The sequence below is a fragment of the Flavobacteriales bacterium genome (assembly GCA_026129465.1).
Lineage (GTDB): Bacteria > Bacteroidota > Bacteroidia > Flavobacteriales_F > PHOS-HE28 > PHOS-HE28.
In genome coordinates, this window is sequence record JAHCIA010000001.1 from 3,498,085 (window position 1) to 3,522,461 (window position 24,377).

At 63.0% G+C, this 24,377-nt stretch carries 21 protein-coding genes; 6 read left to right on the top strand and 15 right to left on the bottom strand.

Annotation, left to right across the window (positions count from 1 at the left end; all coding sequences use genetic code 11):
• Positions 1-12: 12 nt before the first annotated feature.
• The 6 genes from arsB to tgt all read right to left on the bottom strand — a co-directional run bounded on the left by arsB (position 13) and on the right by tgt (position 5,090).
• Positions 13-1,044, bottom strand: a complete 1,032-nt coding sequence (arsB, locus tag KIT10_14880; protein MCW5900547.1) for an ACR3 family arsenite efflux transporter — start codon at positions 1,042-1,044, stop codon at positions 13-15.
• A 20-nt stretch (positions 1,045-1,064) separates the two neighbouring features.
• Entirely contained in the window at positions 1,065-1,475 is a 411-nt protein-coding gene (locus KIT10_14885) for an arsenate reductase ArsC (protein ID MCW5900548.1), read from the bottom strand.
• A gap of 2 nt (positions 1,476-1,477) precedes the next feature.
• Complete coding sequence (locus KIT10_14890; protein ID MCW5900549.1) at positions 1,478-2,371, bottom strand: arsenite methyltransferase; 894 nt, start codon at positions 2,369-2,371, stop codon at positions 1,478-1,480.
• A 41-nt stretch (positions 2,372-2,412) separates the two neighbouring features.
• Positions 2,413-2,736: a winged helix-turn-helix transcriptional regulator gene (locus tag KIT10_14895; protein ID MCW5900550.1), complete on the bottom strand. Its 324-nt coding sequence runs from the start codon at positions 2,734-2,736 to the stop codon at positions 2,413-2,415.
• Between the two features lie 84 nt (positions 2,737-2,820).
• Positions 2,821-3,900 (bottom strand): LptF/LptG family permease, encoded by a 1,080-nt coding sequence (locus KIT10_14900; protein MCW5900551.1) that lies wholly within the window; start codon positions 3,898-3,900, stop codon positions 2,821-2,823.
• Positions 3,901-3,959: 59 nt separating this feature from the next.
• The gene (tgt, locus tag KIT10_14905) at positions 3,960-5,090 is read right to left on the bottom strand and encodes a tRNA guanosine(34) transglycosylase Tgt (GenBank protein ID MCW5900552.1); all 1,131 of its coding nucleotides are present in this window, start codon (positions 5,088-5,090) and stop codon (positions 3,960-3,962) included.
• A 74-nt stretch (positions 5,091-5,164) separates the two neighbouring features.
• Between tgt and KIT10_14910 the strand changes: the two genes are divergently transcribed.
• From KIT10_14910 to KIT10_14930, 5 genes are all read left to right on the top strand, one after another.
• Positions 5,165-7,090, top strand: coding sequence for a tetratricopeptide repeat protein (locus KIT10_14910; protein MCW5900553.1), 1,926 nt, complete (start codon positions 5,165-5,167; stop codon positions 7,088-7,090).
• Between the two features lie 107 nt (positions 7,091-7,197).
• Positions 7,198-8,304: a glycosyltransferase gene (locus KIT10_14915; protein MCW5900554.1), complete on the top strand. Its 1,107-nt coding sequence runs from the start codon at positions 7,198-7,200 to the stop codon at positions 8,302-8,304.
• Entirely contained in the window at positions 8,295-8,903 is a 609-nt protein-coding gene (locus KIT10_14920) for a sigma-70 family RNA polymerase sigma factor (GenBank protein ID MCW5900555.1), read from the top strand. The genes KIT10_14915 and KIT10_14920 overlap by 10 nt, the downstream gene beginning before the upstream one ends.
• Positions 8,904-9,016: 113 nt before the next feature.
• On the top strand, positions 9,017-9,616 hold the full coding sequence (gene rsmG, locus KIT10_14925) for a 16S rRNA (guanine(527)-N(7))-methyltransferase RsmG (protein MCW5900556.1): 600 nt from the start codon (positions 9,017-9,019) through the stop codon (positions 9,614-9,616).
• A gap of 63 nt (positions 9,617-9,679) precedes the next feature.
• Positions 9,680-10,999, top strand: a complete 1,320-nt coding sequence (locus KIT10_14930; protein MCW5900557.1) for a hypothetical protein — start codon at positions 9,680-9,682, stop codon at positions 10,997-10,999.
• Between the two features lie 55 nt (positions 11,000-11,054).
• On the opposite strand, the gene KIT10_14935 is transcribed toward KIT10_14930, so the two are convergent.
• From KIT10_14935 to KIT10_14955, 5 genes are all read right to left on the bottom strand, one after another.
• Positions 11,055-12,230 carry a T9SS type A sorting domain-containing protein gene (locus KIT10_14935; protein ID MCW5900558.1) on the bottom strand — a complete coding sequence of 392 codons (1,176 nt, stop codon included), beginning with the start codon at positions 12,228-12,230 and terminating at the stop codon, positions 11,055-11,057.
• Between the two features lie 385 nt (positions 12,231-12,615).
• Complete coding sequence (locus tag KIT10_14940) at positions 12,616-17,004, bottom strand: right-handed parallel beta-helix repeat-containing protein (GenBank protein MCW5900559.1); 4,389 nt, start codon at positions 17,002-17,004, stop codon at positions 12,616-12,618.
• A gap of 356 nt (positions 17,005-17,360) precedes the next feature.
• Entirely contained in the window at positions 17,361-19,184 is a 1,824-nt protein-coding gene (locus KIT10_14945) for an ATP-binding cassette domain-containing protein (protein MCW5900560.1), read from the bottom strand.
• A gap of 75 nt (positions 19,185-19,259) precedes the next feature.
• Complete coding sequence (locus tag KIT10_14950) at positions 19,260-19,661, bottom strand: hypothetical protein (GenBank protein ID MCW5900561.1); 402 nt, start codon at positions 19,659-19,661, stop codon at positions 19,260-19,262.
• Between the two features lie 99 nt (positions 19,662-19,760).
• The gene (locus tag KIT10_14955) at positions 19,761-20,417 is read right to left on the bottom strand and encodes an orotate phosphoribosyltransferase (protein ID MCW5900562.1); all 657 of its coding nucleotides are present in this window, start codon (positions 20,415-20,417) and stop codon (positions 19,761-19,763) included.
• Between KIT10_14955 and KIT10_14960 the strand changes: the two genes are divergently transcribed.
• Positions 20,416-21,084 carry an NUDIX domain-containing protein gene (locus KIT10_14960; GenBank protein MCW5900563.1) on the top strand — a complete coding sequence of 223 codons (669 nt, stop codon included), beginning with the start codon at positions 20,416-20,418 and terminating at the stop codon, positions 21,082-21,084. The genes KIT10_14955 and KIT10_14960 overlap by 2 nt on opposite strands.
• On the opposite strand, the gene KIT10_14965 is transcribed toward KIT10_14960, so the two are convergent.
• From KIT10_14965 to KIT10_14980, 4 genes are read right to left on the bottom strand one after another with little or no spacing between them, the layout of a single operon-like run.
• The gene (locus KIT10_14965; protein MCW5900564.1) at positions 21,065-22,573 is read right to left on the bottom strand and encodes a hypothetical protein; all 1,509 of its coding nucleotides are present in this window, start codon (positions 22,571-22,573) and stop codon (positions 21,065-21,067) included. The genes KIT10_14960 and KIT10_14965 overlap by 20 nt on opposite strands.
• Positions 22,570-23,046, bottom strand: a complete 477-nt coding sequence (gene coaD, locus KIT10_14970; GenBank protein MCW5900565.1) for a pantetheine-phosphate adenylyltransferase — start codon at positions 23,044-23,046, stop codon at positions 22,570-22,572. Before coaD ends, KIT10_14965 begins: the two co-directional genes overlap by 4 nt.
• Positions 23,043-23,588 carry a 16S rRNA (guanine(966)-N(2))-methyltransferase RsmD gene (gene rsmD / locus KIT10_14975; protein ID MCW5900566.1) on the bottom strand — a complete coding sequence of 182 codons (546 nt, stop codon included), beginning with the start codon at positions 23,586-23,588 and terminating at the stop codon, positions 23,043-23,045. The genes coaD and rsmD overlap by 4 nt, the downstream gene beginning before the upstream one ends.
• Positions 23,576-24,376, bottom strand: a complete 801-nt coding sequence (locus KIT10_14980) for a DUF3822 family protein (protein ID MCW5900567.1) — start codon at positions 24,374-24,376, stop codon at positions 23,576-23,578. Before KIT10_14980 ends, rsmD begins: the two co-directional genes overlap by 13 nt.
• Position 24,377: the final 1 nt, after the last annotated feature.

The following is a 24,377-nucleotide window of genomic DNA, read 5'->3' on the forward strand; positions in this document are numbered from 1 at the left end:
CTGAACGGTCCGTCACGCGTATCGCCAGCGCTTCGCGATGCTTACCAAGTGCAGCATGATGGGCACCTCGATGAGCACGCCCACCACGGTGGCCAGGGCCGCACCGCTGTCCAGCCCGAACAACGCGATGGCCACCGCCACGGACATCTCGAAGAAATTGCTGGCGCCGATCATGCTCGCCGGGGCGCAGGTACGGTAGGGCAGCTTCAGCCAGCGGCCGCCTTTCCAGGTGAGGAAGAAGATGAAGTAGGTCTGCAAGGTCAGCGGGATGGCGATAAGCAGGATGTCGAAAGGCTGGGCGAGGATCCTGGCGCCTTGGAAGGCGAAGAGCAGCACGAGGGTGGTGAGCAAGGCCACGATGGAGACAGGCTTCAGCTTGGGCAGGAAGCGTGTCTTGAACCAGTCCTCGCCGCGTGTGCGTACCAGCCAGCGGTTGGTCAGGTAGCCGGCCACGAGCGGGATCACCACGAAGACCACCACCGATGTGATCAGCACATCCATGGGGATGGCGATGCCCGTGATGCCCAGCAGGAATTGTACGATGGGCACGAAGAGCACCAGCAGGACCAGGTCGTTCACGCTCACCTGCACCAGCGTGTAGTTGGGGTCGCCGCCGCTGAGCCAGCTCCACACGAAGACCATGGCGGTACAGGGCGCGGCACCGAGCAGTATGGCCCCGGCGATGTATTCCTGCGCGCGCTCCGGAGCGAGCCAGGCGCCGTAGAGTTGGCTGAAGAAGAGCCAGGCGAAGAAGGCCATGGTGAAAGGTTTGATCAACCAGTTCATGGTCACCGTGAGACCAAGTCCTTTCAATTGCGGCCGGATGCGTGTGATGGAACCGAAGTCCACCTGCACCATCATGGGGTAGATCATCAGCCAGATGAGGATGGCGACCGGCAGATTCACGTGGCTGTATTCCAGATCGGCCACGGCCTGCATGTTGTCGCCGGCGAACTCGCCAACAAGGATGCCCGTGCCGATGCAAAGACCCACCCAGCCGGTGAGATAGCGTTCGAAGAAGCCGATGCCAGGTTCCTTGGTCAATGGTCCGTTGGGCGGGTCGGTCATGGCAGTGTGGTGGCCAGCTGTTGGCAGAAGCGCTGGATCTCGTCGCGGGTGGCGCGGAAGGCGGCGAGGACCTCCGCCTCCGTGCCGGTCGCCTTGGCGGGATCGGGGAAGCTGCGGTGCATGCGCTTGGCCGGGCCAGGCACGTAGGGGCAACGCTCCTGCGCGTGGTCGCAAACGGTCACCACCAGGTCAAAGGGCCGGTCCAGCACCTCGTCCACCACCTTGCTGCGGTGGTGGGCGATGTCCACGCCGGCCTCGGCCATCACCTGCACCGCACGGGCATTCAGGCCGTGCGACTCCGTGCCGGCACTCACCACCTCGGCCCTGCCGCCAGCGTAGTGCCGCAGCCAGCCCTCGGCCATCTGGCTCCTGCAGCTGTTGCCGGTGCAGAGGATGAGGATGCGCATGCTCAGCAGCAGTTGCTCCCGCTGCCGCAGCAGGCCGCTTTCAATTCCGCTTTGTCGTGCCGGACCTGTTCCGGCATCATGCCTTGCTTGTTGGGCTTGCGGGCCGACACCGTGATGCTGAAGATGCCCGTGCCGCCGGCCTTGAACGTGGCGAGCTCGTCCTCTCCCAGATAGTTGCGCAGGATGTCGTCCGGGATGATGATGGGTTTGCGCTTTTGCACGCTCACCTGCTCGAAGCCGAGGTCATGGATGATGCCGAGATAGTCGTGCTCCTGAAGCGCGCCGCTCACGCAGCCGGCGTACATCTCGGCCGCGGCCTGGAGTTTTTCCGGCAATTCGCCGCGCAGCACCACGTCACTGATGCTGAAGTGGCCGCCCGGCTTCAACACGCGGAGCACCTCGCGGAAGGCCTTGCGCTTGTCGGGCACCAGGTTCAGCACGCAATTGCTCACCACCACGTCCACCACGCTGCTGGTCAGGGGCAGCGCCTCGATGTCGCCCAGCCGGAACTCCACGTTCTGGTAGCCGAGCTTGGCGGCGTTCTCCTTCGCCTTGGCGATCATCTCCGGGGTGAGGTCCACGCCGATCACCCGTCCATCCTCGCCGGTCTCCGCGCGGGCCACGAAACAGTCGTTGCCGGCGCCGCTGCCCAGGTCCAGCACGGTGTCGCCCGGCTTGATGCCCGCGAACTCGGTAGGCAAGCCACAGCCGAGGCTGAGGTCCGCATCGGGGTTGTAGCCCTGGAGCTTGGAGTAGTCATCGCTGAAGATGGTGTAGGCCTCGGTGGAGCAGCCGCCAGCGCCGCAACAACTCGAGGCATTGGTGCCCTTGTCCTGCTTCGCGATCTCCGCGTACTTGGCGCGGACCATGTCCTTGGTCTCTTGTGCGTTGTTCATCGGTTCGGTCATGCCGGGCCTGACCCGGCATTGAGTTGGTGTCAGCAGCATTTGATGCTCACGGTCGTGAGTAGTTTGTCCAGGTCCTTCTTCAGCGCGTTCCAGCCCTTGGGTTCGATGCAGTAGCACACGCTGGTGCCTTCCACCGTGCCTTGGATCAGCCCGGCGTTCTTCAGTTCCCACAGGTGCTGGCTGATGGTGGCCTGCGCCAGGCCCAGTTCCTCCACGAGCGACCCGTTCACGCAGGTGCCCCGCCTGGTGAGGTATTGCAGGATGGCGATGCGCGCCGGATGCCCCAGCACCTTGGCCAGGGCGGCGATCCGGTTCTGCTCCGGGGAGAAGAGGTGTTCCTTGATGAGGCCCATGGCTGTTTAAATACATCGCAATGTTACGATGGATAGGTCGCGTGCCGCAAGCGTTCGTGTCGCCGATCATTGGATGGCCACGCCCTATTTGGGCGCTCTTCGGTAGATCCACAGGCCCACCAGCAGGAAGATGCCGTTGGGAAGCCACACCGCGGCCAGGGGATCGAGGCCGGCATTGGTGGCGGCCACGGTGGTGAGCTTCATGGCGAAGATGTAGAGCAGGGTGAGCAGCACGCCCAGGGCCAGGTGCAGGCCGGTGCCGCCGCGCACCTTGCGGCTGGCGATGCCCACACCGATCAAGGTGAAGACGTAGGTGGCGAAGGGGTAGGAGGTGCGCTGGTGCTTCTCGATGAGGTAGGGCATCACGCTGCCGTCGCCCTGCGCCTGTTTGGCCGCGATGTAGTCGTTGATCTCATCCCAGCCCATGGCCATCGCGAACTCCCAGCGCTGGCCCAGGTCGGAGGGCTTCAGGGGGATCACCGTGTCCAGCATGGTGCCCCGGATGAGGCGCTCGTCATCCTCCCCGATGATGCGGAGCAGGTATTCATGCGAGCGCCACGCCCCGGTGACGCTGTCGTATTCCGCGCGGTCCGCGTGCAGTTTGCGCGTGAGACGGCCACCCTCCCATTGCTCCAGACCGAAGCGGTAGCCGGCCTTCTCCTTGGCGTTGAAGCTCTCGAAGTAGGCGATCACGCCTGGCGATATCTCCCGGTGGATGTGGTGCTCGTGCACGCGGAAAGTGGCGCGGATGTGGCGTTCCTCGAAGTCGAGCCGGGTCTTGTTCGCCAGGGGCAGCACCACGTGGTTGGTGAGCAGCGACAGGGCCGTGAGGATGGTGGCAGCCAGGAAATAGGGCCACATGATGCGCGGGAAGCTCACCCCGCTGCTGAGCATGGCGATCACCTCCGTGCGGTGCGCCAGCCGGCTGGTGAACAGCAGCACGGCGATGAAGATGAGCAGCCCGCTGAACAGGTTGCTGTAGTAGATCACGAAGTTGAGGTAGTACTCCCGCACGATCTCGCCTGTGGTGGCCTTCATCTTGGCGAAGTCCTCGGTCTTTTCGCTGATGTCGAACACCACGGCGATGAGCATGATCACCACCAGGATGAAGAAGAAGGTGCCCAGGAACTGGCGGATGATATAGCGGTCCAGGGTGCGGAGCATGGGGTTCTTGACAGTTGCCGGTTGTCAGGGGTGGACAACGGACAACCAACGACCGACAACTAGATCCTCTGTTTCAACTTCGGCAGCATGGCGTTCTTCCAAGCGGTGAAACTACCGTCCACGATCCGCTTCCGCGCCTCCCGCATCAACGCCAGATAGAAGCCCAGGTTGTGCAGGCTGGCGACCTGCTGGCCGAGCATCTCACCGCTTTGGAACAGGTGCCGCACGAAGGCCCTGCTGTACGTGGTGTCCACCCACGAATGGCCGTCCGGGTCCAGCGGGGAATGGTCGTCCGCCCATTGCTTGTTCTTGATCTGCAGCACGCCCTCCCGGGTGAAGAGCATGCCGTTGCGGCCGTTGCGCGTGGGCATCACGCAGTCGAACATGTCGATGCCGCGTGCGATGTTCTCCAGCAGGTTCCACGGGGTGCCCACGCCCATCAGGTAGCGCGGCTTGTCCTGTGGCAGTATCGCGCAGCACAACTCGGCCATGGCGTACATCTCCTCCTCGGGCTCGCCCACGCTGAGGCCGCCGATGGCGTTGCCGGGCAGGTCCTTCGCCGCCACGTATTCCGCCGAGCGTTCCCGCAATTCCGGGAAGGTGCTGCCCTGCACGATGGGGAAAAGCATCTGGCGGTGACCGTACCTCGGTTCCGTGCGGTTGAAGTGTTCGATGCAGCGGTCCAGCCAGCGGTGGGTCAGGTGCATGCTCTTCTCGGCGTAGGCCCGCTCGCAGGGCCATGGTGTGCATTCATCGAAGGCCATGACGATGTCCGCCCCGATGCCGCGCTGGATGTCCATCACGTTCTCCGGTGTGAAGAGGTGGCGGCTGCCGTCGATGTGGCTCTGGAACTTCACCCCCTCCTCGGTGATCTTGCGGATGTCGCTGAGGGAGTGCACCTGGAAGCCACCGCTGTCGGTGAGGATGGGACGGTCCCAGCCGTTGAAGCGGTGCAGCCCGCCGGCGTGTTCCAGCACGTCCACCCCGGGACGGAGGTAGAGGTGGTAGGTGTTGGACAGCATGATCGGCGCGTCGAGGTCCATGCGCAACTCCCGGGGATGCACGGCCTTCACGGCGCCCAAAGTGCCCACGGGCATGAAGACCGGGGTGGGGATGACGCCGTGATCGGTGTGGAGTTCGCCGGCGCGGGCATGGGAAGCCGGATCGGCGGCCTGCAGGGTGAAGGACATGCGCGGCAAAGGTAGCCGGGCATGGTGCGCGCACCCGGTACATTCGCGCGCCGATGCACGCCTTGCCGCCCTTCATGCTTGTATCCACGCACCTGTTGTGGGCGCTTCTGCTCGCGGGCACACTGGTCGCGCAGTCACCGCGCCAGGATTCGTTGCGCGCGGTGGCCGCGGACGGCGGCATGGCGGACAGTCTGCGCATGCGCGCCATGGACCGGCTGGCCTGGTCGTATATGTACAGCGAACCGGATTCGGCCCGGATGTGGGCGGAAAGGGAGTTGGCCCTCGCCCGGGAACGGAAGGCACGTGCGCCCGAGGGCGACGCCTTGAACACCCTGGGCACCGTGTCCCTGGTACGCAGCCGCTTCGATGAGGCCCTCCTTCATTACGAGGCCGCACTGGCCATCAGGGAGGAATTGGATGATCTGCGCGGCATCGCCAGCACATTGGGCAACATCGGTCTGGTGCACAAGCAGCGTGGCGACCTGTCCCGGGCGCTGGAATACCAACTGAAGGGCCTGACCATCGAGGAACGGCGCGGCAACCCTGCCGGGCAGGCCAGTTCGCTCAACAACATCGGCAACATCCACATCAGCCTGGGCGATCACCAGCGGGCGCTGGAGCATCATCGCCGTGCACTGGACATCTATGAGCGACTCAACGACAGCAGCGCCATGGGCCGTTCGCTGGGCAATGTGGGATTGGCGCTGTACCGTCTGGGAAATTGGGATGATGCGCTGGACCACCAATGGCGCAGCCTGGCGATCCGCAGAGCACTCGATGACAAACGGGGCATGGCCATCGCCCTTTTCAATATCGCCAAGGTTCAGGAGGACCAGGGCGACCGGGCCGCGGCCCTGCGCCACCACACCGAGGCGATGGAATTGGAGCGCCAACTGGGCAACCGCCAGGGTGAGGCCCAGAGCCTGGTGGCCATCGCGGACCTGCATCTGATCATGGGCCGCGCAACGCAGGCCCGCAGTGAGGCGGAGCAGGCCGTTGCCATCGCACGGGACATCGGCGATCGTGAGACCCTCAAGGGCGCCGAACATGTGCTGTACCGCCTGCATCGAGCGGCCGGCCGCATGGGCGAGGCGCTGCGGCATTATGAGCGGTTCGTGCAGCTGCGCGACAGTACCATGGGCGAGGAGAAGCGCCAGGAGATCGCCCGGCAGGAGACCCGCTACGAGTATGAGAAGAAGATCTTCGCCGACAGCCTCTCCAACGCCGCCGAACAACAGGTGAAGGACCTGCGCATCGCCGAGCAGCAGGCCAATATCCGCACCCAGCGCTACGGCCTCATCGCCATCGGTGTTGGGCTGGTGTTGCTGGCCGCCCTGGCCTGGTCCATCCGCCGGGGCAAGCGTCTTTCCGACGAACTGCTGCTGAACATCCTGCCCGCCGAGACCGCCGCTGAACTCAAGTCCCGGGGTTCGTCGGAAGCACGCCTCTTCGATGAGGTCACCGTGCTGTTCACCGACTTCAAGGGCTTCACCGAGATCAGTGAGCGCATGCCGCCCAAGGACCTGGTGGCCATGATCGATGAGTGTTTCCGCGCCTTCGACGACATCGTGGGGCGCCATGCTGTGGAGAAGATCAAGACCATCGGCGACGCCTACATGGCCGTGGGTGGGTTGCCCACACCGAGTGCCACGCATGCGCGTGATGTGGTGCGGGCGGCATTGGCGATACGCGATTGGATGGTGGACTTCCAACAGCGCCGGGAAGCCCTGGGCCTGCTGGCGCCCGCCATCCGCATCGGCGTGCATACCGGACCCGTGGTGGCCGGCATCGTGGGGGTGAAGAAGTTCCAGTATGACATCTGGGGCGACACGGTGAACACCGCCAGCCGCATGGAGAGCAATGGAGAGACCGGGCAGGTGAACATTTCCGAGGCGACCTGCGACGCGTTGCGCGGCGCGTATCGTTGTCGCGATCGGGGCCATGTCCGGGTGAAAGGCAAGGGTGAGCTGCGCATGTTCGTGGTGGAGGGCGCGGCCTGAACGCTCCACGGGAAAGGTGTTCATAACTGAGGGTCCGCGGCAGGGTCCCGCCATGGCTTCCCCGATAGTTTCGCTGGCCGCTGGGCGATGCCCCGTCCCGTTCCACCATGCCCATCTGGCCCATCGAGACCTGGTTGATGGCAGGTGCACTCCTCGTGCTCCTGGCCTACCACGCCTTCATGTTCGCGCCCTTCGCACTGCGCAAGATCACGGTGGAGCCCGACCGCGAGCTGCCCATCAGCGTGGTGATCTGCGCCCGCAACGAGGCCCGCACGCTGGAGACGTTGATCCCCCTGCTCATGGAACAGGACCACCGCGAATTCGAAGTGGTGGTGGTGAACGACCGCAGCGAGGACGACACCTGGGAGATCCTGCAGTGGATGAAGCCGGACCACCCGCGCCTGCGGCCGGTGAACATCCAGGCCGATGAGAAATTCAGCTACGGCAAGAAGATCGCGCTGGGCGTGGGGGTGCGTGCCGCGAAACACCCGCACGTGCTGCTCACCGATGCGGACTGCCTGCCCCCGGGCCGCGACTGGATCTCCACCATGGCGGCGGGCTTCCGCAACGGCAGGTCCATCGTCATCGGCCACAGCCCCTACGCCCCGTCGCCCGGCCTTTCGGGTGTGCTCGAAGGCTACGATGGCTGCGTGAAGGCCTTGCAGTACCTGGCCTTCGCACGCGCCGGGCTGCCCTACATGGGTGTGGGCCGCAACCTGGGCTATGCCACCGAGGTCTTCTACCGTGCCCGCGACCGCCAACGTGGCAACCACCTCATGAGCGGCGACGACGACCTCTTCATCAATGCCGTGGCCAACGCGCGCAACACGGCCATGGTGGCCGACCCACGTTCGTTCATGACCACGCGCGCCACCCCCGGCCTGGCCGCCTGGATCCGCCGCAAGCGCCGCCACTACACCACCGCCGCGCACTACCGCTTCGGCCACCAGGTGCTCCTCATGCTGCTCCCCGCCGCGCGCCTGCTGTTCTGGACGGCGCTGGTCCTGCTCGCCATCCGCAGCGAATGGACCGCCTTCGCCATCGGTGCCGCGATCAAGGTCCTTCTTCTCCTGCCGATCACCATGGCCGGGCTGCGCAGGCTCCATGCCGGCGCCATCGCCTGGGCCGCAATGCCCCTGGAATGGTTGTTCCTACTTTTGGATCCGATGCTGTACGCCAGCACGATATTGGTCAAGCCCAAGCGATGGAAGTGAACGAGAACCTCAGCGAGAAAGCGCGGTACGACTACGTGCTCGTGCGCCGTGCCGTGGACCTCGGCGACCAGAAGGCCTACGCCGAACTCATGTCGCGTTACCGGGACTCGATCTACTTCATGCTGCTGAAGATGATCAACAACAAGGACGACGCGGAGGACCTCACCATCGAGGCCTTCGGGAAGGCCTTCAACCGCCTGAAGCAGTACACGCCCAACTACGCCTTCAGCACCTGGCTGTTCAAGATCGCGTCGAACAATTGCATCGACTGGATCAGGAAACAGAAGAAGAAGACCTTCTCCATCGACAAGCCCATCGGCACCGAGGACGGCGACGAGATGACCATCGAGCTCAAGAGCCACGGCCCGGACCCGATGGACGAGACCATCCGCACGCAGAAGAACGCCATCATGCGCGAGGTGGTGGAGAAGCTCAAGCCCCGGTACCGTACGCTGGTGGAGCTGCGCTACTACAAGGAATACAGCTACGAGGAGATCGCCGATGAGCTCGATCTGCCGCTCGGCACGGTGAAGGCCCAGCTCTTCCGCGCCCGCGAGTTCCTGATGAATCTGCTGGAGCACCGGAAGGACGGGATCTGATCCACGCGCGGCCCCACGCGCCATGTGACCATGTGGCCCTGCGCACGATCCCTTCGCCATGTGTCCATGCCCCGGCACGGCATGAGGACATGGTCACATGACCACATGAGCATATGCTTCTGAAGTATTTCCCCGAACTCACCGCCGAGCAGCGTGAGCGCTTCACCAGGCTGGGTGAGCTCTATGCCCACTGGAACGAGCGTGTGAATCTGATCTCGCGGAAGGACTTCGAGCACCTGTACGAGCGGCACATTCTGCATTCGTTGGGCATCGCCAAGGTGGTGCGGTTCAAGAAGGGCACGCGGATCGTGGACGTGGGTACCGGCGGTGGCTTCCCCCTGGTGCCCTTGGCGATCATGTTCCCCCAGTGCACCTTCCATGGCATCGATGGTACCGGCAAGAAGATCGCGGCCGTGAAGGGGGTGATAGAAGGGCTCGGCCTCACCAACTGCACCGCCGAACAGGTGCGCAGCGAGGACCACAAGCAGCGCTACGATGTGATCGTGAGCCGAGCCGTCACCACGCTGCCGGAGTTCATCCGCATGACGAAGCACCTGGTGCCGAAAGGGCAGGGTAAGCTGTACTACCTGAAGGGCGGCGAACTGGCCGATGAACTGCTGCCGTTGAAGCAGAAGTACCGCGTCTTCGAGCTTTCGGAATTCTTCGAGGAGGAGTTCTTTGTGACGAAGAAGGTGGTGGAGGTGGAGTTGTAAGGAATACCATGGACTTGCAGCTGCAGCGTACCCTGTGGATGCGACTCCCAACCCTGAGCGAGCATGCGCATCATGAACTTCCCATGGATCCTTGTTCTGGTAGTTCACGGTCTCTCACTCCGTGCGATGGACCACTACGTGCTGCGGATCACCGACCCTTCAGCACGGCTGGTGCAAGTGGAAGCCACCATCCACACCACGGACCCGATGCTGTTGATGAGCCCCTTCGGTGCGGACCATCTGGAGCATGGCTGGGCCACGTTCGTGCAAGATCTGAAAGCCATGGTGGATGGGGCGAACGTGCCAGTGGAACGGATGCCTGGAGGTGCCCTCAAGATCGGCAGCGAGCCGGGAAAGGTGATCGCGCTGAGCTACACCGTTCGCATGGAGCACGACCTCACCTCATGGCCTTTCGGTAGTGATGAAGCTGCGTATGTGAAGGGCGATATGATGATGTCCACCGGCAACGCCCTGTTCATCACCAGGCTTGATCTCGATAGCGCGCTGGTGCGATTTGAAATGCCCGGAAACTATTCCGTGGCCACCGCATGGCAGCCATCGGGACCGCATTCGTTCCTGGTCAGGGGCGCTGAGGAATTGGTCTGGACGGTGCTGATCTTGGGTGACTTCCAACGGCATGAACTCGAGGCCGGGGACATGCGCGTGATCCTGGCCTTCGGCAACGACCTCCAGGATGCCAAGGAGGCGCTCATCGATATCACCACACGCGCCATTCACACTTACACGACCTATTACGGCGGACCGCCCCGCACGAACACGGCATCGCGCACCTACCTGCAAGTGATCAATGTGGACACCACCTTCGAGGGTGGCGGCGCGGCATTCACCAATTCAATGAGCATTCTGCTGAGTGATCATCCCGCGACCTGCGATACCATCTCCACGTGTTGCTGGCATCACATCATCGTGCATGAACTGGGGCACCTGTGGAACGGCTACAGCCTTACGGTGGATGAGATCGACCAATGGTTCCAGGAAGGCTTCACGGATCACCTCGCCTTCCGGCTTCAGCGCGACATCGGCCTCTTTACCGAAGCCCAATGGCGCTCCTTCCTCACGGAGAAGGAGCAGGAGGCCCAAGCGATCCGGCAGGCGACCGCTGTATCACTCGCGAAAGCCGGGGAGGACAAGGGCGCCAACTACCACCTCATCTATTCCGGTGGCTTCCAGTTCGCCCATCGGCTGAATGAATCGATCGCCGCGCGCACGAACAAGCACTATGACCTGCTCGATGTGATGCGCTCGCTCTATGGGACGCATGCAGGGACCGGCATACCCGTGGATCGCGTCGTGCTTCAGGCAAGTGCGGAACGCATCTGCACCTGCGACCTGCAGGACCTGTTCAGGGAAATGTTGGAGTGAAGGACGCCAGCTGGAGCCTGCTCAGCGAGTGGTACAAGCCCCTCACCATCCACTCTTATTGCACCACCACCTTCCCGCCCGTCAACCACTTTCCCTCGCTGGCGATGTGAACGTAGTATATCCCTGCGGCCAAGCCCTCCAACGCCAAGCCATGCGCACCATTGCCTGCGAGGCGTTCCTGCCGCACCACGCGAGCATCGCTGGCCACGAGCGTGAGGGCGAAAGGACCGTTGCCCACGCTGGGCGGCAGGCTGAGCTGCACCGTGCATTGCCCATGCGCCGGGTTGGGGTAGATGTGGATCGCATCCTGCAGGTTGGTGGCCTGCTCGGTGATGCCCACGCTGTTGCAGCCGGGCACGATGCAGCCCAGGCCGTCCACCTTCACCACCCAGGTGTCCTGGCTGTAGCCGGGCGGGTACGGGCCGCCGACGGGATTCCGTGTAACACCAGCCGCAATGAAGCCACCATCGAGAGTGGGGAGTACATCGTAGAAGCGGCCCTGGCCTGTGCTGATCACATCGTCCTGATAGAAATACGTGAACATCCATATGCTATCTCCGTCATTGGTTGTACGCGCCAAAAGCCCCTTTTCCGTATTGGGTGATTGGCTGATATACGTTCCGCCTGCGGCAATAAGATCTCCATTGAAGTTCTCCTTGCCTGAAAAGAAGATCGTATTCGGATATAATGCCCCATAGGTGTGTTCCCATAAAAGCGAACCATCGGAACTGTCCAACTTGGCGATGTATGGCCGCATAAGCGCGTAACTCGTAGCGTAGCCATGACCACTGAAGATGATCGGTTGTCCATCGGAGCCGGTGATCAATTGTGTGGCGCCTTCAGAGAACGGACCGCCCCAATCCACGCTCCAGATCACTTCGCCCAACGTATCCACGCGCATCACCCAGCGCTGGCCGTTGTCCGGCGTGGGAAAGGTGGAGCCTGCCAGGTAATAGGTGTGTGCCGGGCCGATGTCACACGAGATCAGTGCCTCCCACTCGGGTGGAGGCCCCCCATAGTTCCTGCGCCATTGCTCATTACCCAAGCTGTCTGTTTTAATAGCAAAGCCATCTATGCCATTCTGTAGGATATCTCCGAAACCCGTATCGCCCGCTATCAGAAAACCTCCGTCGGGGGTGCGCTTTACCTGGCGGCCGATCATGTAGTGTGCGGGCGTGGGCCCGCTAAATACGCGCGTCCACAGCGTGTCACCTTCGGCATCGAAGCGCATAAGAAAAACCTCATCGTAGCCAGTGCTGTCTTCGCTCGATCCCCCCACCACGAATCCGCCACCAGGGATAGTATCACAGCAGTTGGCCCAGCCGGCGAAGGCACTGTGCTGAGGCCGCCAAGAGCGTTTCTCTGACAGTTTTGTGCCACTCTCGTCCAGCCATGTGAGCAGTACGGAAGCATGAAATTCCCAGAGTCCTGGCGCAATGCTGTCATGATCCTCACTTACGGATAATGTCACATAGACATTATCTACGACCTCAATGCCGAACCCGGTTTGCGCGAATCCCCATCCGAATGCATCATACCGCTTGTTGAAGCCCTGGCCATGGGCCAGGGCTTCAACTAAGAGCGATATGGCAAGTAGCCAGTTCCGCATACATCCATCATCGTTGCACTACCACTTTCACTTGTTTGCTGGCCATGCCATCCACGCGTAGTTCGGCCATATAGATGCCGGGTGCCAGACCCTGGGTGCTCCATTGCAGCATGCCGGGGCCATCGCCCAGGCGAGTACTGCGCATCGTGCGCCCGTGCAAGTCCAGCAATCGCAATTCGGCCTGTGGGCTGCTTTCGGGCACTTCGTACACCACGAATAGCGGTCCATTGCTGGGGTTGGGGAAGGCTTCCAGCAGCATGCCGGTATCCCAATCGATGGCAGCGTGATCGCGCGGCTGGCCTGCGCTCTTAGGCCCATCCTCTGGCAGGATGATGATCTCCTCCGGAAGGTCATACCCTAAACCAAGTAACCAGGCGTTGGCATGCGCGCTGCCGATCACATCCCGTTGTGCGGCCAATTGTTCCAACCAGGCCACATCGGTCACTTCCGCATCGTGCCAGCCGCCCTGCTGTTGGGCTTCGGCGTAGTGCTTCAGCAGGGCGTATAGTTCCGGAACTTCGTTGGTCTGGCTTTCCTGCAGGGCCAGGGTCTCCAACTGGCCGTATTCGCCTTTGGCGGCCAACACACCGCTGAAGGCCAGGGGGCTGTTCCACGAAGGCAGCTCTTGGTGCAGCAGCAGCAGGCTGTCCAGTTGTTGGTCCAGGCTCAGACTGTCCAGCCAGGTCAGGTGTCCCAGGCCGCTGATCGCTTCAGAGAAGGCGCCCGCGTGCCAGGCCATGGTACTGCGCAGCAGGCTCAGGATGTTCACTTCCCCGCTTTGTGCGCTGTACACCATTGACGCATAGGAACTGGGCAGGGCATAGTGGTCCACCATCTTCAGCACTTCGCCCTGCAAGGGGCTGTTGCTCAGCAGGGCCTGGGTGATGTGCCAGGCATTCATGGTGGGGTTGCGCTCGAAGACGGCCTGCCACACCTCGGTGCTCACCTTGGGCGCCACGCTCTGCAAGGCATCGCGCACCTGCACGCTGCCGTGCGCCGGGTCGCTTACATAGCCCAGCAGGCTGTAGGTGTCTCCATCGTCCTTGGTGGCGTCGTAGGCCGCCTGTCCATCCGCATACGCATCGTATTCCTCTCCGGCCTGCACGCGCTTCACCTCGTGGCCGCCACCGTCCAAATGGGTTGGACAAGCAAGTTCTCTTTCACTGGGCCATGGTACACCTTGCGGGTTGGGCAAAAGCCAATCCAAGTCATGGTGGTCAGGCCGCGTTCTGTTCCCGAAAGTCGAAGTATGGTGGAAATACTCCACGAAGGTGCTGCTGTTCTGCACATACCAGTCCTCCTCTGGGTGGTCGCTGCCGGTGTGCAGCAGGCTGAAGCGGTTGCCGGCGGGGTTTCTCCATTGAACTTGATCGAAAGGGTCAAGAATGACCGAGCCTTGCGAGCCTTGCACGGTGACGTAGCTGCCGGTGAGTGCCACATCGAAGGCGTTGCCATCGGCCAGGCCGTAGTCGTTGCACTTCACCTCCAAGCCGATGGTGGCGGGCACGTTGGCGTTGCGGCCCTGGATGAGGGAGCCGGTGTAGAGGTTATCGAAGGTGTTGTTGTAGAAGGTGTTGTACTGCGGCCCGCTGTCCTTGATGATAAGGCCCACCTTGCGGTTGAGACCGGTGGGTTGCAGGGTGGTGAACGTGTTCTCCTGGATGGTGTAGCCGGTGCATTGGTCGCTGTACACGCCGTACACGGCACCGAAGATGCCGGGAATGAGGGGCTCCGGCACATTGAAGGTGCTGCGTGTGATGGCGGCATCCTGGATGCCTTCCATGCGGATGCCGAAGTTGGTGCCGGTGAAGGTGGTATTGTCCACGCTGAAGGTGCGGCTGGGGTCGAAGGTGGTGGCGAGGATGCCGCGGTGCAGGTTGGTGAAACTGCTGGGCGTGGTGTTCGCAGGCGGGCAGGGGTTGGGATAGGGAACGATCACGCTGCAGTGGTTGCCGACCGTGAAGCTGCTGTTGATGGCGCGGATGCCGGTGCCTTGCTCGAAGGGCCATTCCATGGGCGGGCCCAGGAGGCTGTTACCCCAGGTACAGCCCCGGAAGGGAATGCCGCGCACGCCCACCATGGCCACGTGGTCGGCCGGGAACTGTCCGGGCAAGGGCAGGCCGCCACTGGTCATCATGCTGCAGCGGTTGAAATAGCTGGCGTTGCTGGTGACGGCACCGCTCGCCAGCCGGTTCTCGAAGGGGTGGAAGACGGCATCGTACCGGTTGTTGAGGAAGGTGGCCTGGCTGGCGTGGACAATGCCCCCGGTGCTGTTCTTGATGATCGGCCCAAGCGGGTTCCTGGGATCCCCCTTGGCGGCGAGCACCCCGGTGCGTGCATGGGAGATGGTGGCGAACTCCATGCGCAGGGTTCCTTGATACTGCGGCAATTGCCGGGCGAAGTAGTTGCCATGCAACTGCACGCCGTCCCACATGCTGTTGGGGCACCTGTCATCCGCGGTGAGCGTGGCATTCTGTACATAGATCACCCCCCCTGGTTCCACGATGATCCTGCTGGCCCAGTGCATCTGGTCGCTGTCGGCGAAGCGGATGGTGGCCCCGTTGATGGAGAGGGTGGACCCGTTCGGCACGATCACTTCACCATGCAGGGTAAGGTCGGCGGTCCAATCGGTGTTCCCATTGGGAAGCATGTGTTGGCCGTATGCATCGGGCACCAGGTCGTAGGCCAGTTTGGCCTGGCAGTCGGGCCGAAATTTCATTAGGAGGGCATCGTCGAAATTGTGGCTGGTGTTGCCACTGATCACCAGCCCGCCATCGTCCGCCTCGGTGATCTTGTAGAGGCACTCCTGTTTGCGGATGTCGCCGGGCCAGATCTGGTGATCCTTGTCCGGTTCAGCATCGACGACCATTTCCCAGATGGGTGCGCCCGTGGCGCCATCGAGCTTGGCCACATAGGCACTGGTGGCCCAATAATCGTAGTCTTCCGTATTGACCCAATCGTGTCCCGAGAAGTCAGTGGTGATGTGGTCTTGGATGTGTGCCTGCAGGTCGGGATAGCGGAAGGGGTTCCCTAGATCAAATGGTGGATGCCACTTGCTGCTGACCACGGCGATGTGGCCATCGGCGGTGCTGGTGACGCCGGCCTGCAGGTCGTAGGCACGCACTTCGCCCAGGTCGGCGGTCCAGGTGGGCGTGGGGCCCGAACCGACATCGAAGCGATGCACTTTCAGCGTGGCGATGCTGCGTCCGGCATACCAGTTCGTTGGAGGCACAAAGTCGCTCAATACCGGCCATATGATCGCCAGGTCCTGTCCATCCACGTGAAAGCAGATGTCGTTGCTGTTCTGGATGCTCGCAGGGTCATGATCGCTGGCCAAGGAAGCACTGTTGGTGTGGTACACGGCATCCACGGTGTACGGATCGGCATCGATGTCTTCGATGAGGCATGCAAAGGCGTGGAGCGTACCTGCCTGGGGACCCTGGCTCACGCCATATTGCCCGGCAATGGCCACGTGCTGCGTGCCTCCAAGCTCCACGCTCTTCACGGAGAAGCCCCTGACGAGGTTGTTCGCCGTCCAGCCCAACGCGGTGCCCAGTGCATCCGTTGGATCGAACATGTACCGGTCCACGATACTGCCATCGCTGCGGATCCGCATGTTCCACATACGGTTCCAATCGCTCTGCTGGCCGCTGCCGCCGTGCATCACGCAATAGAACCCTGTGCCGCCATCCACGGCAATGGGCGCCAAGGCGAATCCCCGGCTGAAGGTCTTCCACCCGGCAATATGGTCCGTGGGCCAGCCATAGAGGTTCTGCCAAACCACCTGTCCGTTCAGGTCGATCTTGGCGATATAGGCCTTCGTGACCATGCCCATGAGCATGTCACCTTCGTACATCATGGAGCAATCCAACTCGGCCAGGTTAACGGGGTCGCTTAGCCCTGGATCATAGCCGACCACCTGTCCATTGTTCAGATCCGCAGCCTTCCGATTGGCATGGGCCTCACCAATGGCCACGATGTTCCCATCCGTGTCTAGGGCCACCCCGTAGAACGCACCGGGCAGGTAACTGCGGCACCAGAGCTGGTTGCCGTCCAGGTCGTATCTCGCCAGCCAGCTTTGAAGTGCTCCCTTCCGCAGGCCTGGCTTTTCCCATTCTATGGTCTTGTGGGGGTCAGTGTCCATGTCATCGAAGTCGAAGCAGAAGTAGCCGTCCACATATTTCCAATTCGGCATGGTGTTGTAGCCTGCCGCTGCATATCCGATATGCGTCCCACTTCCATCGTAGAGGTTGCAGTGCGCATACCACCAGTCCTCGCCGCTGTCCTCGCGGTCCATCATCTGGCCTGTGGAAGGAGCGTAGCTGAAGTAGCCATATTGCCCGAAGGGTACCCATGTGCCTACCGATCCCCAGAAGGGCATACGAGGTGGGGCCATGATGTCCACCCATTCCACAGCGGGACCGCCGTTGGTTTGGGCCAGGCATGTGGATGCTCCAAAACCCTTGTCAGACAAGGGTTCTAGGATGGGGGGGGGTAACAAAGCCAGCGATGATGGCTACCTTCAAGAGAATGTCTTTGTATTCAATGGTGAAGGGCTAAGGAAAATGAACTTATAGCATCCGACATGCGAATTCCAAATTCAGTGCACACATTCACTTCAAAAATGGTTGGCCGTGACCGTGGATCTGGTCGGTCAGGTCAGTGTTGTGCAGGAATTGTGAGATGTGCGTGTGAAGGTGTGAATTGTGTGGTCGCGCCCGCCCTCACACCTCACAAACAACACTTCACGAATCACACATCGCTGAGCTGTAATTTGCTCAAACTGTGGTACAGCCCCTCGCTAACCGCGATCAGCTCCTCGTGTCGGCCGCTTTCCACAATGGTCCCCTTGTCCAGCACCAGGATCCGGTCCGCGTCGCGCACAGTGCTCAGGCGGTGGGCGATCACGATGCTCGTGCGCCCCTTCATCAGTTCGTCCAGCGCCTCCTGCACCAGGCGTTCGCTCTCGCTGTCAAGCGCGCTCGTGGCCTCGTCCAGGATAAGGATGGCGGGATCCTTCAGCACGGCGCGGGCGATCGCGATGCGTTGCCGCTGACCGCCGCTCAATTGCACGCCGCGCTCGCCCACCACGGTGCCGTAGCCCTCGGGGAAGGAGGCGATGAAGGCATGTGCATTGGCCTTGCGGGCGGCGGCCTCGATCTCGGCGTCGCTCGCGCCGGGCCTGCCGTAGGCGATGTTCTCGCGGATGGTCCCACCGAAGAGGATCACCTCCTGGGGCACGATGGCCATACGGTCGCGCAGCGCGGTGAGCGGGTATTCACGCGCATCCTTCCCATCGATGAGGATCGCGCCGGAGACCGGGTCATGGAAGCGAAGGACAAGGGAGGCGATGGTGCTCTTGCCCGCCCCGCTCGGTCCCACCAAAGCGATACGCTGCCCCGGCTCGGCGGTGAAGGAGACATCGCGCAGCACGGGCATGTCCGGGCGTGAGGCATAATGGAAGCTCACGTTCCGGAACTCGATCCGGCCTTGCAGCGGCAGTGGTGCGGGCTTCGGTCCCAGCTCGATGGCCTCGCCCGTTTCATCGTGCAGGTCCATCAGGCGCTCCGTGGCACCGATGGCCTTCAGCAGCTGCGTGATGTACTCCGGGATGCTGCCGATGCTGGCGCCGATGAAGACCGAGTACATGATGAAGGTGACGAGCTGCCCAGTGCTCATCGCGCCTTCTTCCTTCAGGTGTACGCCGCGCCAGATCACCAGCACGATGGCGCCGAACATGCACAGGATGATGAACGACACGAAGGCGCCCCGCCAGCGCGCACCCTTCATGGCCAGGCCCCGCGCGGCATGTACGTTCCGCTGGTAGCGCAGCGCCTCCCAGGCTTCGTTGGCGAAGGCTTTCACGCTCTGGATGCCCTGCAGCGTTTCCTCCACCACCACGTTGGTGTCGGCGATGCGGTCCTGCACCTCCTTGCTCAGCTTGCGGATGAAGCGCCCGAAGACCACCGCCACCAGGGCCACCACGGGGATGCTCACCAACATGGTGAGGGTGAGCTGCGGCGAGAGCAGGGTGAGCAGGACGAGGCCCACGCTCACGATCACAAGTTGCCGCACCAGCTCGGCCAGGGTGGTGGTGAAGGTGTCCTGCAGCAGGGCCACGTCGGCGCTGATGCGGCTGTTCAATTCGCCCACACGCCGCGATGCGAAGAAGCTCATGGGCAGCTTCAGCAGGTGCTCGTAGGTGTCCTGACGGAGCCGTGCCAGCATGTGCTCGGTGACGTAGGAGAAGAGGTAGATGCGGCCGAAACCCAGCAAGGCCTGCAAGGCGAACACGCCGAAGAGCAGCAACGCTACCGAATCGATGTTCGAGAGGTCCAGCAAGGCTTCCGCATCGCGCGGCACCTCGCCCTTGGTGGCGTCCACCAAACTGCCCATCAGGCCGGGGAACACCAGGCTCAGCAGGCTGGTGCCCAGCAGCAGCACCATGCCCACCGCGAAGGGCAACCGGTAGGGGCGCAGGTAGCGGAAGAGCCGGAAGAACTTCCGCAGGGTGCTGCGGGTGAGCTTCGCGGGCTTGGCGTCATCGTCGTTGCGTCGGTTCCGTCTTGAGGCCATCGGGACGCTTGTCTGGTTGCGACGAACCTTGGTTCCATCATGGTCACATGCTCACATGGCACATGACCACATGTCTTATCCGTGGATCTTCACCATCCGGTCCGCGATGTGGTCGAAGAGGTTCTTCAGCGGCGTCTCCACCATCATCTTGATGAAGGGGTTGATCTCGCCGTTGAATTCCATCCAGGCGGTGGTGGTGCCGTTCTCCTCCTTCAGGTGGCCGTCCAGCGTGAAGGGGAAGGGGCTGCGCTCGGTGGCTTTCATGCGCACCAGGGTGGGTCCATCACCTTCCAGCAGTTCCAAACCGATGGTGGCCGCGCCCTGCACCTTGAAAGAGCACGACTTCCCGTCGCTGGTCCAGTCGCTGATGCGGCCCTGCGGCAGCAATTGTTCGAAGTTGTGCATGTCCTGCAGGAAGGCGTACAATTCCTTGGCGGGCTTGGCGATGGAGACCTGCTTGCTGGTGATGGTGGTCATGCTGTCGGGCTGATCGGTTGAAGGTTGGACATGGAAGGTCGTGGGTCGGTCAACATGCGACCTCCCCCGAAATGCATCGGGGTCCTCAACTTTCCCGCTTCATTGGACCTTGGAACCCACACCCCACGAGGCCGGCCCCTTCCGCCACTCGTTCAGCGGCATCAGGTCCTTCTCGGTGATGTAGTCGCTGCGCAGGGCCTGGTCCAGCAGGATGCTGTAGTTGGTAAGGGAGAAGAGCTTCACCTTCTCCTTGGCGAAGGCCTTGGCGGCCTCGTCGAACCCATAGGTGAAGATGCTCACCATGCCTTTCACCTCGCAGCCCGCGTCGCGCAGGGCTTTCACGGCGCTCAGGCTGCTCTTGCCGGTGCTCACCAGATCCTCCACCACCACCACGCTACGGCCCACGGTGAGGTCGCCCTCCACCTGGTTGCCCAGGCCGTGGCCCTTGGCATCGCTGCGCACATAGATGAAGGGCAGGCCCATGTCGTGCGCCACCAGCGCGCCGTGGGCGATGCCGCCCGTGGCCACCCCGGCGATCATGTCCGGACGGCCGAACTCGCTGTTGATGATGTGCACGAACTGCTGCCGGATGTAGGTGCGCACCGGTGGGTAGGAGAGGGTCTTGCGGTTGTCGCAATAGATCGGGCTCTTCCAGCCGGAGGCCCAGGTGAAAGGCTTCGCGGGGCTAAGTTTGACGGCCTTGATCTGCAGGAGGAACTCCGCGATCTTCAACGCGGGATCGAGGTTCGAGGGCATGCGGCGAAGGTATGACATCCACATGGGCGGGAAGGTGCTGCGCATAGCGCCGGAACCGCCGAACGGACCCGCACCCGATGACTGGATCGCGCTGCGCGTGGACGATCCTTCCGAGATCGCGAAGGCCGTGCAACTGATGGAGTCGCGTTCGGATCTGGCGGGCATCTGTCTGTATCCCGGGCGGGCGGGTGATCCCCGGGAGCATTTGGAGGAGGTCTTCACGCCGGTGGCCGCGGCGGGCGGCGTAGTGCTCGATGAGCAGGGACGATTGCTGGCGATTCGGCGGCTGGGCAAATGGGACCTGCCCAAGGGCAAGGTGGACCCCGGTGAGGGTCTGGAGGAGGCCGCCCTGCGCGAAGTGCGCGAGGAGTGCGGCCTGACGGAGCTGCAACTCGTGCGACCGCTCACCATCACCTGGCACAGCTACACGCACAAGGGCCGCCGCATGCTGAAGCGCACGGACTGGTTCGTGATGCGCGCGTCGGCCAATGAAGTGCTTGTACCCGAGACGGGCGAGGACATCACCGAAGCGCGCTGGTTCAACCGGGGTGAAGCGGATGTGCTGCGCGCGGACACCTACGCCTCGTTGCTGCCCGTGCTGGATGCCTGGGCCTTGGGCGAAGCGGACACACCGAAGGGTCACGCCATCACTCGTCCCAGACCTTGATCTTGCGGCCTTTCTCCTCCTCCACACGGGTGCGGTGGAAGATCTCGCCCAGGCCCGCGCTGGGCAGGGGTGCGGGGGCATGGGTGAGCACCCCGTCGTTCAGCAGATAGATGGCCGGCAGGCTGCGGATGCGAAGATCATCGCGCAACTGGGTGCCCGCCACCGCGTGGAACCATTGGAATGGTTCATAGGCCAGGTCGCGGCGGTGGCGCTTCACCTCGTCCAATGACCCATCCAGACTGATGATCGCCACGGGAATGATGCCTTCGTGGTCCTTGTGCAATTTGGCCAGCGCCTGCAGCTCCATCTCGCACCAGGTGCACCAGCTGGCGGTGACCATCACGCAGGCCGGTCCTTCCAACAGCGTGCCCAGGTCCGTACCACGTCCCCGCATATCCTCCAGGAGCATTTCCGGGAAGCGTCCTCCGCTGCGCATGGCGGTGAGGTCCCAATGCATGTTGGCGGCGATGGCCCGGTGTTCCGGATAGGCTGACGTTCTCGCTGTGGCTTCGATCAGGCGGACCACATCAGCGCCGCGCAGAGCCTTGTGCGCATGGTGCAGGTAGAGCTGGTCCAAGGCCACCAGTTCCGCCAGGCGATCGTCGCCACGCAGGAAGTCATGTCGCGCGAAGACCGCCTTCAAGCTGTCGATAGCCGGCATGGCCAAAGCGCGCAGGGTGGCTTCCTCATGATGGCGCATCGCGAAGGACAGCAGTGGACCGGTGAAGAGACCGCGGATGAAACGCACCTGCTCCGGCACGTCATAGCGGATCTCCCGGCCCTTGAGGTAGCGCTCCCACAGCGCCTTGTCGCTCACCTGCGGCCCTTGCCGCATGCTGGCCACGCCGTACTCGAGGTAGCGCATGAACCAGGGGTCGTCGATGTCGCGGTAGAAGTTCTTCAGGCGCAACTCGAAGCTGTCCACGCGCAGTTCGGACCAGTTCGGTATCACAAAGAGGGTGGGTGGTCTTTCCCCAGGGGTCTCCTGGGCACTTTCCTCCCCGCTGCGGCGGATCTCGGCGGCCTGCATCCCCGCCACCTGGTCGGTCGCGAGGTCCTCGAGGATGAACTCATCGAGTTTCTCGTTGAGGTCGCTGGTGAGCGCATTGATGTCCAGTGGGTCGATGTCGACGAGTTCGATGGGCATGCGGGCCGTGCCGGCGATGCCGCGTGGTGTGCCGGGGTCGGGCGGCAGCACGTGCACATGCAGGTCCGCACCGGGCCGCAGGTAGAGGTCGGCATGTTCCTCGGCGATGCGCAGCCGCACCTTCGCGGTGCCTTCCACCGGCACGGTGAGCGTGGCCTGACCCTTCGCGTCGAGGATCCCCGCTCCGATGCGGACCGTGCGCAGCGTGAAGAGATCGTCGTAGCGGTAGAGCAGCACCACCTGGCCTGCATGCCGGGGGGCGTCCACGCGCAGGGTGGCCGTGGCGCCGAGGAGCGTTGCGCCGTGCAGCAACAACAGCAGGAACGGAAGCAGGCGGCTCATGTCGTGGTGCGCAGGTCCATGGGCACCAACGCGCGCACATCGGCCTTATTGGCGATCAGCTCGCGAACGATGGTGCTGCTGATGTGGGCGTGCTCCGGCGCCGAGGGCATGAAGATGGTCTCCACTCCGCCGAGTTGGCGGTTCATCAGGGCGATGCTGCGCTCCACGCCATGGTCAGTGCTGTTGCGCAGGCCACGCAGGATGTAGAGCGCCCCTTCGCGCCTGCACAGGTCCACGGTGAGGCCCTCGAAGGCCATGGCCGACACGCGTGCTTCGCCGGCGAAAGCCTGGCGGATCCACGCCAGCCGCTGTTCCACGGCGAACATGGTGCGTTTGCTTTCGTTCACGCCCATGCCCACGATGATGCGGTCGAACAAGGGCAGCGCGCGCTCCACGATGGAGACATGCCCCACAGTGATCGGATCGAAGGTGCCGGGGAACACGGCGATGCGGGCGGTGGCTGTCGTGCTCATGGGCTGAAGGGCGGTGTGAAGAAGCTGAAATGCACCTGGCCGTAGCGTCGTGTCTCGCGGAATCCGGGCAGGGCGCTCATGTCCTTGCGGTCGGGGTGCTCCACGATCAACAGGCCGTCATCGCCGAGCAGTCCCGCTTCAGCCACCAAGGTAGGGATGCGCTCGGCGCCTTCCATGGCGAAGGGCGGATCGGCGAAGACGATGTCGAAGGTGCCGCGCGCCGTGGTGAGGTAGCGGAACACGTCGGCGCGCTGGGTCCTCAAACCCTTCTCGCCCCATGCTTCGGCCGTGCGCGCCATGAAGTCCACCAGCCGGCGGTCCTGTTCCACGGCCACCACTTCAATGGCCCCGCGGGAGAGGAATTCCAGCGACACATTGCCGGTGCCGGCGAACAGGTCGAGCACGCGGATCCCTTCCAAAGGCACGCGGTGCGTGAGCACATTGAAGAGGCCCTCCTTGGCGAAATCCGTGGTGGGCCGCGCGTCCATGCCGGCCGGGGGGTCCACACGTCGGTTGCGGTATCTGCCGCCTACGATACGCATGCGAACTGCTCCAGCAGGGCCATCCAGCGGCCGGCCGGGGCCTGTCCGCCTTCGCGCACATCGGCCCAGACGGTGTCCTGGTCGGCGGCCAGTTCCTTGAAGTAGCGGCCCAGCAATTCGCGCTCGCCGATGTGCAGGTGTGTTCCACCGGCCACGAGCCGGGTGGTGAAGGGCGATAGACCACAGGTCTCCAGCGCCAGCAGCGCGAAGTAGAGCACATCGTTCGCGGCGCGCACCGGATAGGTGTTGCTCAGCAGCAAACGGCCACCGTCATGCACCGCCGCGTCCAGGCGTTCCTGTCCGCGATGGAGCAGCAGCAGGGGGCCGCCATCGGCCATTCGCTGGGCGGTGCGCGCCATCAGCGCCTGCATGGGCAGCGGTCGCGCGTTGGGATGACGCTCCATCACCTGGCGCTCGTCGCGGTCGTCGTGGGTGTAGATGCAAACCGCGCCCAGGTCGGGGAGGGCTTCCTCGCGCATGGCGCCTGAAGGCATGCCCCCGTGGGTGAGCGCGAGATGCTTGGCGCCGCTGCCGGGAGCCAGAGCGCCTTCGGGCACGAGTGTGCTCCATTGGGGCAGGCCCACGTAGGAGACCGTGACAGGCTGGCGTGGTAACGACTTGTGCCGCAGGGCCTCCATGCCGGGGCCCCAGGCCATGGCATGGGGGGTGCCATCCTGCGCGTCATGCGCGCTCCACGCGGCAAGGCCCTGGCCAATGAGGATGCTCAGATGCCAGGCCCTCGCCCGGTCGGCGTCGTACCGGGATGTCCTTTGGACCCCGTGTTCCATG